Genomic DNA, 14,737 nt, shown 5'->3' with positions numbered 1-14,737 from the left:
AATGAAAACTGGTGATAAGCAATTTGCTGTAATTGGCTTGGGTCGTTTTGGCTTAGCCGTTTGTAAAGAACTGCAGGATTCCGGTTCACAAGTTTTGGCGGTAGACGTTAATGAAGACCGTGTGAAAGAAGCGGCGGGATTTGTTAGCCAAGCCATCGTGGCGAACTGTACTCAAGAAGATACGGTAGCTGAATTAAAACTCGACGATTATGACATGGTCATGATCGCCATTGGTGCCGATGTGAATGCCAGCATCCTCGCAACGCTGATCGCAAAAGAGGCAGGTGTGAAATCGGTTTGGGTAAAAGCGAACGACCGCTTCCAAGCCCGAGTGCTGCAAAAAATCGGCGCAGACCACATCATCATGCCTGAGCGTGATATGGGTATTCGTGTTGCACGTAAGATGCTCGATAAACGTGTTCTTGAGTTTCACCCACTAGGCAGCGGCTTAGCGATGACAGAGTTTGTTATCGGTTCTCGTTGGATGGGTAAAACCTTGGGCGATTTGGCTTTGTGTAAAGTCGAAGGCGTACAGGTGCTTGGCTTTAAGCGCGGCCCTGAAATCACCAAAGCACCGGACCTAAATTCAACGCTAGAAATCGGCGACCTCATCATTGTCGTTGGTCCTCAAGACAAACTTGCGAGCAAGTTGAAATCACTATGAAGCAATTTCATCAGAGAGGCGTTTTTTACGTCCCAGATGGCAAACGAGATAAAGCGAAAGGTGGTGAGCCGCGCATTATATTGCTGAGCTTTCTCGGTGTGTTATTGCCTTCTGCTGTACTGCTTACTTTGCCTGTATTTTCTGTTACCGGCTTATCACTGACGGATGCGTTGTTTACTGCAACGTCTGCCATCAGTGTGACGGGGCTTGGCGTGGTAGACACGGGCCAACATTTCACATTGGCGGGCAAGATCCTGTTGATGTGTTTGATGCAAGTGGGTGGGTTAGGGCAAATGACCCTTTCAGCCGTTTTGCTATACATGTTTGGTGTACGGTTAAGTTTGCGCCAACAAGCACTTGCGAAGGATGCTTTAGGCCAAGATCGCCAAGTGAACTTGCGCAAGTTAGTGAAGAAAATAGTCATCTTTGCCCTGATTGCAGAGGTCATTGGCTTTATCTTCCTATCGTTCCGTTGGGTTCCTGAAATGGGTTGGCAAACAGGCATGTTCTATGCGCTGTTCCACTCTATCTCGGCCTTCAACAACGCAGGTTTTGCGCTCTTCTCCGATAGCATGATGAGCTTTGTGAATGACCCAGTGGTTATCTTTACGCTAGCGGGCTTGTTCATCTTCGGCGGTTTGGGTTTTACGGTCATCGGTGATTTGTGGCTGCATTGGCGCAGAGGTTTCCACTTCTTGCACCTGCATACCAAAATCATGTTGATTGCTACACCGGCATTGCTCGCTGTGGGCACAATCATGTTCTGGTTATTGGAAAGACACAATCCGAATACGATGGAGTCTCTACCAGTTGCAGGGCAGTGGCTCGCCGCCTTCTTCCAATCAGCGAGTGCGCGTACAGCGGGTTTCAACAGTGTCGATTTGGCGCAGTTTACTCAACCAGCGTTACTCGTGATGATTGTATTGATGCTTATCGGTGCGGGTTCTACCTCAACCGGTGGTGGTATTAAGGTATCGACCTTTGCTGTGGCATTCATGGCAACGTGGGCATTCTTGCGTCAGAAGAAACATGTGGTGATCTTCAAACGCACTGTGAACTGGCAGACGGTGACTAAATCGTTGGCGATCATTGTGGTCAGTGGCGCTATCTTAACGACCGCGATGTTCTTACTGATGATCACTGAGAAAGCGGCCTTTGATAAGGTGATGTTTGAAACCATCTCTGCTTTTGCAACCGTAGGTTTGACTGCGGGTCTGACGGCAGAACTGTCTGAGCCGGGTAAATACATCATGATTGTGGTGATGATCATCGGACGTATCGGACCTTTGACGTTGGCGTATATGCTAGCACGCCCTGAACCAACGTTGATCAAGTACCCAGAAGACAATGTCTTAACTGGCTAATAATAGATCTATTATCAGCAAACGATTACGCGAGTATGACGGTTAAACCGCTGCTCGCGTTTTTTATAAATACATCAGCAAAATGAGAATAATTTCGATTTATTTGCGGTTGCAGTATTTCAATCTTTAACGATTTCTGTACTATCCCATAGTTCTTTCATATACAACTTGTTGTTTTTATTTGCGTATGGAATGCGTAATCACGCATCGAACTCATGGAGCCGTAGTTTGAAGTTCAAGACTCTAGCACTCACCATGCTGGCCACCGTTATCTCTGGTCAAAGCATGGCAACCACACCCCCTTCTCCTGTTTGGCAACCCGTTATTCTCAGCGATGGAACATCCAGTGACATTATTTTACGCGGAACCGCTGCGTTTCACTGGCATGAAGACAAGCAAGGCAATGCCCTGATCAAAAAAGATGGACATTGGTTCTTTGCAGAGATTAAACGTGAATCCGATTCTCCAATTTTGGTTTCAACGGGTGTAGAAAAAACACAATCAACGTCAGCACCAGAAGCTTCACAACTTCGTCCGAGTGTGTTGGTTAAGCCAGCTTTGTCTTCCTTAAGAACGATTGAGCCAAGAGCGCGCGCAAACCTGATGCGTCAACAAGCTCAAGGTTACCAAGCAATGAGCTCGTCAGGTGTGACAGAGCAACCTTTGCTGGTGGTGGAAGTGTCTTTCAATGACCAGAAAATGGTGCATGATTTCCAACAGCTCGTGTTTGGTGAAAACCGTCAAAGTGTCGTGGATTTCTACGATAAAAACTCAAAAGGTCAGTATCGAGTTGTACCAGCAAACGAAAACTATGGTACGACAAATGATGGTGTGATTAGCGTTACTGTGAATCAAAACCACCCGGACTGTAACAGTAATAGCCGTGGTGATGCGTGTGACGTAAAAACCAACGCAGTTTTTGCCGAGGCATATCAAAAGCTCGATCAATACATCAACTTGGCGCAATACGACATAAACAACAGCGGCAGTGTTGATCCGACTGAGCTGTCAGTGATGTTTATTTTTGCAGGCGGTGATTTGGCCGCTAACCAAGTCGATCGTCCGTCTATTTGGCCGCATAAGTTTTCTCATGATGACGTGACGATTGATGGCACTGTCATCAGAGACTACTGCGTATTTGCTGATTTTCAGCTAACGCACCAATCGACACTGGGTGTGATAGTGCACGAGCTTGGGCACCTAATGCTGGGACTACCTGACTTGTACTCATACAGTGGCTCAGGCTCTATTGGCGAATGGGGTGTCATGGGCGGCGGTTCATGGGCAATGAAGCCTGGTGATAGCTATGCGGGTGATACGCCTGTAAACATGAGTGCTTGGAGCAAACATGCGGCTGGCTTTGTTGTCCCTCAGGTTGCTCATGGTAACGAACCTTTTTCATCGATTAAAAATGGCGAAGTGAAGCTGGTTTATCTCGACCCATATTTAAAAGAGCACGGCCCTAGAGTTTATCTTGAGAACCGAACTTATTCTGGTTACGACCGAGCGCTTGCTGGCGAAGGTATGTTGGTTACATCTGTCAACATCATGAACCGCTTCAATGACACAGGCGAGATGCAGGTTCAGATCATGCAGGCAGATGGCTATGGTGAGCTAGAAAGCCGTTGGGGAACCAGTGAGAGTGGTGACTTGTATCCGAACGGAGGCATGTTCATTACAGACAGCACTAATCCGGGTTTTTATGACATTGCTGGTTTCAATACTGATGTAGCCATTTTGAACTTTGTCAGTAATGCCACCGATGCGGCTTTCTCATTAGAGATGCCAAGCGAGCCAAATAAATCGGCATGGAAGAATTCTTTCTATCGTGGTTTTATCTACCCGGGCTCTGATGATGCATTAGCGATTACTGTCGACCTTGGCGTTGACTCAGAACTGGATGGTTTACAACTGTTTGCTTCAACTAATATTTGGAGCAACACGATGAGCTACAAAGTATGGCGTTTCCCTGCGCCTGCATTTGAAAATTACAGCTTGTCGTTACAAGAAAGCGACGCTCAATTGCTGCAAGAGGGGACGTTCGATTCGTCTTCACGCATTATCTTTGAGCAGCCAAGTCAGTTAAGCGCGGGTAAACACCTTCTTCTCGTTGAAATTGAGGGCGGTATCTTCGAGACCAACTTCAACTTTGATAGTGAGCTAGCGACGGAGATTTCACCTTTGCCAACCATGTGGGCTGGCAGCAGTAGTGATATTTACTCTTCAGGCTTATCACGACAAGGGTTCTCTTTTGTTCCTTTCGCGGCTCTGTTTGATGTCGATGCCAGCAGCATTGTTGAAGCAAAATCGGATGCGATTGAAACCGACAAGAACGTGGCTGCCGAGCTTAACTTAATGTCCAACGATTTTATCGCACCAGGCTATCAGTTTAGCGTTGAGTACACGCAACAACCGACACATGGCACCATCAATGATGATCAATATGTGCCTAAAACTAACTTCGTAGGCAGTGATAGCTTCCAGTATCGTTTGGTGTCTTCGGATGGCTCTCTCTCGTCTCAACCTGTTACAGTTCAAGTTACGGTGAATGGACAAAACGACGCACCAACCGCAAGTGTGGAAGCTGATACTAGCAGCATGAGTACCAATGGCCAAGGAAGCCTGTCTGCGGCATCAAGCACTGACCCTGATGGTGATGCGCTTGAATACGCTTGGCAACAAATCGCAGGTACGGATGCGACGCTTTCTAACGCAAACACCGCAGAGGCGAGCTTTACGGTTGCACAGGGCACCAAAGCCGGTGAGGTTCTGACATTCCAAGTCACGGTCAAAGACCCAAGCGGCTTGTCTTCAACCGCCAATGTGGACGTCGAAGTGGTCAACACTGCTCCAATCACCACTCAAGATGTGACAAGTGTGGAGGAAGGTAAGAGCATCACCATTGATGTGTTATCGAATGATTATGACTTCAACAACGACTCTCTGACACTTCAGTCGGTAAACAATCCGTCTGGTGTGGGTACTACCAGTGTGGTTAACGGCAAGGTTCTTTACCAAGCTCCTGAAGAGGGTGTGACAAATGTACAACTGCAGTACACCGTGTCTGACGGCAATGGTGGCACTGCGACAGGTTCAGTGAATGTCTCGGTGGTTGCTTCAGTTAACAGTGTGAGCTTCGAAAGCTCTGATAGCGGCGGTAGTGTCTCTTACTGGTCGCTCGTGTTGCTGGCATTGTTAGGTTGGCGTCGTCGCGCTTAAGCTTTAATTTCCAATACTGTTAAGCCACTCATTTGAGTGGCTTTTTCTTTGGCTTATTCAAACCTCAATAATTCACCCATTAATCTTTTTGTTATGAGATGAATTTCACTTTTATTTTTGTACGCTTTGCGCGTTTGAGGCGTAGTCTATGGCTAAATCATTTATAAAAAGTAAGGATATTTTTATGTCTGATAATTCGTTTTCTGTTGCTGCTATTTGCCAAGAGGCAGTGGGCATGGTCAGGGCAAACTTACTCGCGATTGTAATAGCGTGTATTCCTTTGATCGTGGTTCACACGATATTTATTACTCAATACCAAGGAGCCTTGGTTCAAGGATCGCAAGAACCTGACTTTTCGAACGTTGGTGCCGGCTTCTTTGTGACGACTTTTTTGCTGTATCCACTGGTCGCGGCAATGGCGGTAGTACGTATCCATCGTATCTACCTTGCACATGAGTACATGCATTCTGCTCTAGATGTGATGCGATTATCGATGCGCGAGCTGCGCTTTATTGGTTGGTGGATTTTGTTTGGTTTGTCGATGATGTTTACATTGGCGCTTCCTATATTCATCGTCACCTTTTTGTATGCGGCAGAAGGTGGAGAAGCGAGTGAGTTAACTTTCACTATCATTACCTTACTTGCCAGTATTCCAGGTCATTGGATCCTTTCGCGTTGGTCGTTAGTTTTGCCAGCGACGGCGCTAGATCGTGAACCTAGAAGCCTTGGTGACGCATGGAGACAGAGCAAGCCTTATAACAAGCAGATATTTGTCTTGATGGGGCTCATTCCTCTGCTAGTTGGCGCTGTTAACCAGTTCATTTTTGCCGAGTTCAATCACATATTGGCATTTGTTGTGTCTGGTGTGATCTTCGGTATTTTTGGTGCTTACCAAATCGCACTTTTGTCTTTGAGCTACCGAACGATTCTGAACATTGAGCGCGCTAAATTCAAAGGTGTGCCTGACTCTCAAAGCGATGCTTATGAGTTTCGTGGTTAATTGAATCTGATACTTGCCCCATGATTACTGTTGGTTCGTGGGGCATGCTTCCAACTTCTTTTTCTCTCCTAATAACCCAAACCTCTTCGTGAACCGTAAATACCCATGAATAATTCGTGGCTGAAGGTGACCTTGCACACAGCTTATACTGTTGGTTAGGAAGTCGTTTATTAAGGAACCGCTATGTCCGTTTGGGAAGGTGTGAATTTTACCCATCGATTCAGTGAACTGCCGTCGGCATTTTTTACCTATGTTACGCCGCAGCTTTTAGATAACACTCGCTGGGTGGTGTGGAATGGTGAGTTCGCGCAGCAATTTGGTTTACCAGCAATCGAAAACGAAGAGTTGTTGAATGTGTTTGCCGGACAAAAAGAATTTGCGCCATTTGCTCCTCTGGCAATGAAGTACGCGGGCCATCAATTTGGTGTGTACAACCCGGACTTGGGTGATGGTCGTGGCTTGCTGCTCGCTGAAATGCAGCACCAAGATGGCACTTGGTTCGACATTCACCTCAAAGGGGCCGGTCTTACACCTTATTCTCGAATGGGCGATGGTCGAGCGGTATTGCGTTCTACGATACGAGAATATCTGTGCAGTGAAGCCATGGCAGGGCTTGGCATTCCTACGACCAGAGCGTTGGGTATGATGGACAGTGATACACCCGTTTATCGCGAGAAGATGGAATACGGCGCACTACTGATTCGTGTTACAGAAACCCACATCCGTTTTGGTCACTTCGAGCACTTTTTCTACACCAACCAACTTGCGGAGCAAAAGCTGCTCGCTGACAAAGTGATTGAGTGGCATTTCCCTGAGTGCTCCCAAGCGGAAAAGCCATACGCAGCCATGTTTGAGTCTGTTGTGGAGAAAACCGCAGAGATGATCGCGTACTGGCAAGCTTATGGTTTTGCCCATGGCGTAATGAATACTGACAACATGTCGATTCTGGGGCAAACCTTTGATTACGGGCCGTTTGGCTTCCTCGATGACTACGATCCTAATTACATCTGCAACCACTCGGATTACCAAGGTCGTTACGCCTTTGAACAGCAACCGCGTATTGCACTGTGGAATCTCTCTGCTTTGGCGCACTCCTTGTCGCCTCTTGTACAGAGAGACGATCTTGAGGCCGCTTTAGGGAAATTTGAAGTGCGTCTGAGTCAAAAATTCAGTGAACTAATGCGCGCCAAACTCGGTCTTCATACCAAAGTGGACGAAGACGGCCGCTTGTTCGAAGCCATGTTTGAATTGTTGAGCCAAAATAAAGCTGACTACACTCGCTTCTTCCGTGAGTTGTCTAACCTTGATGTTAAGTCGCCTCAAGCTGTGATTGATTTGTTTATTGATCGAGAAGAAGCAAGTGCATGGGTAGACTTATATCTCGCTCGCTGTGAGTTAGAAGTGGACGAGAATGGTGAGCGCGTATCAGCACAAACTCGCTGTGAGAAGATGCGTCGAACGAATCCGAAATACATCCTACGTAACTACCTAGCTCAACTTGCCATTGATAAGGCAGAGGAAGGGGACTTCAGTGAAGTAAACCGACTGGCTGAGCTATTAAAGCGCCCTTATGATGAACAGCCCGAGTTTGATGATTATGCCAAGTTGCCTCCTGAGTGGGGCAAGAAGATGGAAATCAGCTGCTCTTCTTAATGTGTCATTTTCCACCCATCTCGTTGGCTAGTGTGGGTGGATTTGACCCCTTATCTTCATCCATGATTTCTCATTGTCATTTAAGTGGCTGACTAATAAAGAATAATTAACTTGGTCTGCAACTTGCTCTTTGTTGAACATCCGTACCCATTACCCACTACCGATTTAGGTACTCATGGAAAGGATGGGATGTGATTCAACAAGGAGAATAATAATGTTTAAGCCTCTAACCCTATTGTCTGTTTCTGCTCTGGCTATCACTAGCTTTAACGCTGCCGCAAACTGTGACCCTGGTGAAACCGTGATCAAATTTAGTCACGTGACCAACACAGATAAGCATCCAAAAGGCATTGCTGCTTCGTTACTGGAAAAGCGCGTGAACGAAGAGATGAATGGCAAAGTTTGTATGCAGGTTTTCCCTAACTCGACACTGTACGATGATAACAAGGTGCTTGAAGCGCTACTTAATGGTGATGTTCAACTCGCTGCCCCTTCTCTTTCAAAGTTTGAGAAATTCACCAAGAAGTACCGCATCTTTGACCTTCCTTTCCTATTCGAGGATGTGGCGGCTGTTGACCGTTTCCAAAACTCGGAATCAGGTGAAAAGCTGAAAAACGCAATGAAACGACGTGGTCTACAAGGCTTAGCTTTCTGGCATAACGGTATGAAGCAAATGTCTGCCAACAAGCCACTGATGGTACCAAGCGATGCAGAAGGTTTGAAGTTCCGTGTACAAGCTTCAGACGTACTGGTGGCTCAGTTTGAACAGCTTGGTGCAAACCCACAAAAGATGTCTTTCAAAGAAGTGTACGGTGGCCTTCAAACTAAGGTTATCGATGGCCAAGAAAATACGTGGTCGAACATTTACGGTAAGAAGTTCTTTGAAGTACAAGATGGCATTACCGAAACCAACCACGGCATTCTTGACTACCTAGTGGTGACATCGAACGACTTCTGGAAAAACCTGCCAGACGATCAGCGTGAACAGCTAAACACCATCATTCAAGAAGTGACGGCTCAACGTAACGCTGAATCAACCAAAGTGAACCTAGCAAACAAGAACAACATCATCGAAGCGGGTGGTGTGGTACGTACCCTAACGCCAGAACAGCGCCAAGAGTGGGTAACTGCACTGCAACCTGTGTGGAAGAAGTTCGAGAAAGACATTGGTTCAGACCTTATCGATGCAGCACTCGCATCCAATCAATAATCCGCTCGCCCAAGCTCTTTGAGTGAACAAGTAAAAATACAAAGCACTACGATTGGCCCTCTTGTACTCATTCATGGGGAAGAGGGCCCTTTTCTCCCAATAATGACGTGATGTAATTATGGAACAGACTTTTTTTGCCAAGGCAGGGCGAATCACCGACGCCATTGAAGAGACGTTAATTGCGTTCTTTCTTGGCGCGATGACGTTGCTGACGTTTGCCAATGTGATTTTTCGCTATGTCTTCAACGACAATATTCTTTGGGCGCTGGAACTGACGGTGTTCATGTTCGCATGGATGGTGTTGGTCGGCGCATCTTACGGTGTGAAGAAGCATTTTCACATCGGTGTCGATGTCATCATCAATATGGTGTCGGAGCCGAAACGAAAAATCCTCGCACTGCTCGCAGCCGCTGGTTGCCTAGCGTTTTCTATTCTGCTTTTGGTCGGCTCCTGGAATTACTGGTATCCGTTTGTCACCGAGCGAGCGTGGTATGAGACCGATGATATTCCGATGCCAGAGATGTTTCAGTTTCTCGCCGACTGGCTCAATGAAGGTGAGCGCTATGAGAAGCTGCCTCGGTTCATTCCTTACTTTGCTTTGCCCCTTGGTATGGCGCTACTCACTTTCCGTTTTGTGCAAATCACTTGGCAGATCGCAACAGGCAAACTGGATCGCTTGATCGCAGGTCATGAAGCAGAGGAAGAGTTAGAAGCGTTAAAAGAAGAACTCAGTGATGCCGCAGATGCGATTCCGAATGGTTCTTCATCATCAGATCGCAAGGAGCAATAAATCATGGATATTTTGTTTTTATTCTTGATGGTGATTGGCTTCATGCTGATCGGTGTGCCAATTGCTGTCTCGTTGGGTCTTTCCAGTATTCTTTTCTTACTAATGCACTCGGATGCGTCTTTGGCTTCCGTTGCCCAAACACTGTTTAACGCGTTTGCTGGCCACTACACTTTGTTAGCGATTCCTTTCTTTATTTTGGCCTCAAGCTTTATGTCTACCGGCGGTGTTGCCAAGCGCATTATCCGCTTTGCAATTGCTATTGTCGGCTGGTTCCGCGGCGGTTTAGCGATGGCATCTGTCGTGGCATGTATGATGTTTGCTGCGCTATCGGGGTCATCCCCTGCAACCGTAGTGGCGATTGGTAGCATCGTTATCGCTGGTATGATCAAGAATGGTTACTCGAAAGAGTTTGCGGCGGGTGTTATCTGTAATGCGGGTACGCTGGGCATTTTGATCCCACCTTCGATCGTGATGGTAGTGTATGCCGCCGCAACGGATGTGTCGGTTGGACGTATGTTCCTTGGTGGCGTCATTCCGGGCTTGCTGGCGGGTGTGATGTTGATGATCGCGATTTACATTGCCGCGAGAATCAAGAACCTGCCAAAACAACCTTTTGTTGGTTGGAAAGAAACCTTCGATGCCGCCAAAGACGCAAGCTGGGGGTTATTGCTGGTGGTGATCATCCTTGGTGGTATCTACGGTGGTATCTTTACGCCGACAGAAGCTGCTGCGGTGGCGGCGGTGTACTCGTTCTTCATCGCCAACTTTGTCTACAAAGACATGGGGCCATTTGCCGACAAGCAGAATACCAAACCTGCATTGGTTAAAATCTTCCAAACGTTTGTTCATAAAGATACCAAGCATACGCTTTATGAAGCGGGCAAGTTGACCATCATGTTGCTGTTCATCATTGCTAATGCTCTGATTCTTAAGCACGTGCTTACCGAAGAACGCATCCCGCAAATGATCACCGAATCTATGCTATCAGCGGGTCTAGGGCCGATTACCTTCTTAATTGTGGTTAACGTGTTGCTGCTGATTGGCGGTCAGTTCATGGAGCCGTCCGGCTTGCTCATCATCGTCGCACCGTTGGTGTTCCCAATCGCGATTGCACTGGGTATTGATCCGATCCACCTTGGCATCATGATGGTGGTGAACATGGAGATAGGCATGATAACCCCGCCTGTGGGGCTCAACTTATTTGTGACCGCTGGTGTGGCGAAGATGTCGATGATGAATGTGGTGAAAGCGGCATTACCATGGGTGGCGGTGATGTTCCTCTTCCTGATTATCGTCACTTACGTGCCTTGGGTATCGACTTGGTTGCCAACGACATTGATGGGGCCAGAAATCATCACTAAGTAACGACATAGAAAGTAAACCTAATTCGCTGTTGATGAAAACAAAAAGAGGTGTGACTATTCACACCTCTTCGTCTATTGATTTGTAGGTTGGTCTGCGCGGGTCAGGCTTTACTCTACGCTCGTAACCATGCCACTTCTTTTTGTTTTTACGCCGGTCTTCTCCCGAACGCCTCTCTTCTTGATAATGCCCATCGATCATCACGGTATCGGTGATAACGGGGATTCTAATTTTCTCTGTCATATCCATATGAACCATCAATCCGTTGTTATAAAAAGTATGATTCAAGTTGGATATAACGACAAACCGTAAAAGGCGTTTTATTTATATAGATCCTTATCTATCTGATAGCGTTGCATTTTGTCATACAGGGTTTTTCGAGGCACATTCAATTGTTCCATGGTTTGTTTGATGCTGCCGCTGTTCTCTAGTAATGCACTTTCTATCGCGGCTTTTTCAAATTCTGCCACTTGTTCAGCAAGGCTAGATGAAGGTGGTGAGGTCGAGGCGGTATCTCCCAATTGGATTAGTTTACCGAGTAGGACAAATCGTTCAGCCGCATTTCGTAGTTCGCGCACATTACCCGGCCAATCATGCGCCATTAATTGAGCCAAATCTTGTGAGGAGAGGCTAGGAGAGGTTTTGCCGTAACGAGATGCGGCAACCAATAAAAAGTGATGGAACAGCGCAGGAATGTCTTCTTTGCGCTGGCGCATTGGTGGTAGATCGAGAGTGACCACATTAAGGCGATAATAGAGATCCTGACGAAATGCACCTTCCTCTGCGGCTTGTTTTAAGTCGACCTTGGTTGCGGCAATGACGCGAATATCCAACGGCAGCAATTCGTTAGAGCCAACACGCTCAATCACTCTTTCTTGAAGCACTCGTAGCAAACGGATTTGTGCTTGAATCGGCATCGATTCGATTTCATCCAAAAACAGTGTGCCGCCCTGAGCAAATTCAAACTTACCAATTCGACGGCTTTCTGCTCCGGTAAACGCACCTTTCTCGTGCCCGTACAACTCGCTCTCAATCAGGTTTTCCGGTACGGCGCCGCAGTTTACGGCGACAAAGTTATGGTTGCGACGAGCACTTTGCTCATGCAATGAACGGGCAATGAGCTCTTTACCTGTGCCAGTTTCTCCAAACAGCAAGATATCCGCATCGGTATCGGCAATGTGAGTGATAGTTTCACGCAGCATTTGGATACTCGCGGTTTCGCCAATGATTCGCGGACCAAGGGTTTTACTGGCTTTGAGTGATTGGCGCAGTTTTTCATTTTCATTGGTGAGTTTGCGTTTCTCGATTGCCCGTTTGACGGTTTCTACCAAATGTTCTGGCGCAAAAGGTTTCTCAATAAAGTCGTAAGCGCCTTGATGGAGGGCTTGCACTGCCATAGAAATATCACCATGTCCGGTGATCATGATGACGGGTAGGTTGGAGTCGCGCTGAGTGAGTGTAGTCAGCAAATCCATACCAGAAATGCCCGGCAAACAGATATCGGTGACCACGACGCCAACTTCTTCGCCTTGCTGCATGGCAATTAAAGCCGATTCTGCATCCGGGAAAAACTTGGCATCGATGTCCGCCAGTTCAAAGGTTTGCTCGATGGCGAGTCTGAGATCGGCTTCGTCGTCAATAAAAAACACCTGACACATGGTCTCATCCTTCTGGTTGTGCGGCGATTGGTGAAACAATAGGTAAGCAGAGTGAGAATCGAGCACCGCCTTGTTCTCGATTCTGAGCGCTTAATTTGCCGTTCATTCCGGCTAAGATTTGTTGTGATATAGAAAGCCCCAATCCCAAGCCGTTTTGTTTGTTGGTGAGGAAAGGTTCACACAGTTCTGAAAGGGTAAAATCGCCAAGCCCTGTGCCGTTGTCATCCACATGAATCCAGACGAGTTTGGCCTCGCTGTCTTGCTCTACAGAGAGCACAACTTGTTTGTCGTCATGCTCCTTAAGTGCCTCTATAGCATTGGTGAGCAAGTTTACTAACACTTGTTCTAACTGGATGGTATTGAGCTGTACTTCTACATCCTGCTCCAACAAATTCGTATCCAAGGTTACGCGAGCTGATTTCAGTGCTGGCTTCATCAACTCTTTTACTGAAGCGATAATCGGCAATAGGTGAGTATGTACCAATTCATTGCCACTGGTTTTCTTCGCGAATGAGCGCAACTGCTGACTGATGTTCGCCATCCGGTCTGTAAGGGCAGAAATGCGAGTGAGGTTGTCTTCGACACGCTCGAACTTTTCTTTTTCTAGGAACAATTTGCCGTTCTCAGCAAAACTGCGAATAGCTGCTAACGGGTTGTTGAGCTCATGGCTGATGCTGGCTGACATTTGCCCCAACACCGCCAGCTTCGCTGCTTGCACCAATTCATCTTGGGTTAGACGAAGGGTTTGTTCGGTTTCAATGCGTTGAGCAATCTCTGCTTGTAACTCGGCCGTTCGTGCCATCACTTGATATTCCAGCTTTTGATTGGCTTCTTGTTGAATCCGTTCCAGTTGAAGGTGACGCTGTTGACGGTGATAGATAAGCTGACCAACCAAAAACAACACAGTGAAGACAAGCGTCAAGACGAGCAAATAGCCCATCGTTATCCAAACCACGGACTGCTTTGGAGACAATACTCGAATCGTGAGTTTGAGCTCTTTCAAAGGAAGAGAAGAGATCACCAAGGTTCCTTTGTTGTAAGGGTAGCCTTGCTTCGCCTCTGTGTGGGTTAACCCCATGTCGCCAACAAAACCTAGAGATTCAATCGTGGTATCTAAATACTGGCGACTGGCCCAAACTTCAGCAGCTTTTGGTTCGTCGAGTGGTTGTAAGCTTTTGAATAGCCAATCACTACGACTGCTCATAAAAATAATGCCGTTTGGGTCACTCGCAACAAAGATGCTTTTCGGCTGCTGCCAATTGTCTTCTATCTTGCTTAAATCCATTTTGACTACAACGACGCCTAAAACGCCTCCTGCATACACAAGAGGATAGGAATAGTAATAGCCTCGCTTTCCTGAGGTAGAACCCAGTGCATAGTATTCCGCTCGCTGACCAATAATCGCTTGTTTGAAGTAAGGGCGGAAAGCGAAGTTGCGGCCAATAAACGAACGCTCTTTACGCCAGTTACTGGCTGCGATCGTTGTGCCCCATTTGTCGATCAAATAAGTGTCCGCTGCAGCAATAACATCATTGACGGACTCTAAGTACCGATTAGTGATTTCTAGCTGTGCACTGTTGTTCGGATTGAGCAGCGCTTCAACCAAAGGTTCGTCTTTTGAAAGTAGGTGAGGGATGTGGGCGTATTTGTCTAACTTGTTTTGAATGTGGCTAGAAAAACGCTCCAATTGGGACTGGTGTTTATCGAGCAAGGACTGGTAACTGGCATTCCAAACCCAATGTCCGCCGGCGAACGCGCAAAAGAAATAGAAGGCGAAAAAAATCAGTAGAATACGGTTTCTTTGCGACATCCTTACG

At 46.9% G+C, this 14,737-nt stretch carries 11 protein-coding genes; 8 read left to right on the top strand and 3 right to left on the bottom strand.

The features are described 5' to 3' along the window. Window position 1: 1 nt before the first annotated feature. From ACLIIY_RS10440 to ACLIIY_RS10405, 8 genes are all read left to right on the top strand, one after another. The gene (locus ACLIIY_RS10440) at window positions 2-664 is read left to right on the top strand and encodes a potassium channel family protein (protein WP_005437626.1); all 663 of its coding nucleotides are present in this window, start codon (window positions 2-4) and stop codon (window positions 662-664) included. After that, window positions 661-2,028 carry a TrkH family potassium uptake protein gene (locus ACLIIY_RS10435; protein WP_434527571.1) on the top strand — a complete coding sequence of 456 codons (1,368 nt, stop codon included), beginning with the start codon at window positions 661-663 and terminating at the stop codon, window positions 2,026-2,028. Before ACLIIY_RS10440 ends, ACLIIY_RS10435 begins: the two co-directional genes overlap by 4 nt. 228 nt (window positions 2,029-2,256) lie before the next feature. Next, on the top strand, window positions 2,257-5,247 hold the full coding sequence (locus ACLIIY_RS10430; protein WP_434527570.1) for a M6 family metalloprotease domain-containing protein: 2,991 nt from the start codon (window positions 2,257-2,259) through the stop codon (window positions 5,245-5,247). 184 nt (window positions 5,248-5,431) lie between these two features. Further along, complete coding sequence (locus ACLIIY_RS10425; RefSeq protein ID WP_408737712.1) at window positions 5,432-6,247, top strand: sugar transporter; 816 nt, start codon at window positions 5,432-5,434, stop codon at window positions 6,245-6,247. A 183-nt stretch (window positions 6,248-6,430) separates the two neighbouring features. Next, window positions 6,431-7,900 (top strand): protein adenylyltransferase SelO, encoded by a 1,470-nt coding sequence (locus tag ACLIIY_RS10420; RefSeq protein WP_434527569.1) that lies wholly within the window; start codon window positions 6,431-6,433, stop codon window positions 7,898-7,900. A 214-nt stretch (window positions 7,901-8,114) separates the two neighbouring features. After that, on the top strand, window positions 8,115-9,110 hold the full coding sequence (locus tag ACLIIY_RS10415) for a TRAP transporter substrate-binding protein (protein WP_020196010.1): 996 nt from the start codon (window positions 8,115-8,117) through the stop codon (window positions 9,108-9,110). 118 nt (window positions 9,111-9,228) lie between these two features. Continuing rightward, on the top strand, window positions 9,229-9,900 hold the full coding sequence (locus ACLIIY_RS10410) for a TRAP transporter small permease (RefSeq protein ID WP_020196009.1): 672 nt from the start codon (window positions 9,229-9,231) through the stop codon (window positions 9,898-9,900). Between the two features lie 3 nt (window positions 9,901-9,903). After that, window positions 9,904-11,265 carry a TRAP transporter large permease gene (locus ACLIIY_RS10405; RefSeq protein WP_005437607.1) on the top strand — a complete coding sequence of 454 codons (1,362 nt, stop codon included), beginning with the start codon at window positions 9,904-9,906 and terminating at the stop codon, window positions 11,263-11,265. Between the two features lie 57 nt (window positions 11,266-11,322). Here the strand turns inward: ACLIIY_RS10405 and ACLIIY_RS10400 are convergent, their stop codons facing one another. The 3 genes from ACLIIY_RS10400 to ACLIIY_RS10390 form a co-directional block, all read right to left on the bottom strand. Continuing rightward, complete coding sequence (locus ACLIIY_RS10400) at window positions 11,323-11,505, bottom strand: hypothetical protein (protein WP_020196008.1); 183 nt, start codon at window positions 11,503-11,505, stop codon at window positions 11,323-11,325. Between the two features lie 77 nt (window positions 11,506-11,582). Beyond that, complete coding sequence (locus tag ACLIIY_RS10395; RefSeq protein WP_434527568.1) at window positions 11,583-12,920, bottom strand: sigma-54-dependent transcriptional regulator; 1,338 nt, start codon at window positions 12,918-12,920, stop codon at window positions 11,583-11,585. A 4-nt stretch (window positions 12,921-12,924) separates the two neighbouring features. Continuing rightward, window positions 12,925-14,730, bottom strand: coding sequence for a sensor histidine kinase (locus ACLIIY_RS10390; RefSeq protein WP_434527567.1), 1,806 nt, complete (start codon window positions 14,728-14,730; stop codon window positions 12,925-12,927). Between the last annotated feature and the right edge of the window lie 7 nt (window positions 14,731-14,737).

The organism is Vibrio sp. K4 (assembly GCF_051122595.1).
GTDB lineage: Bacteria > Pseudomonadota > Gammaproteobacteria > Enterobacterales > Vibrionaceae > Vibrio > Vibrio owensii.
This window is presented reverse-complemented; position numbering and strand designations above follow the sequence as displayed.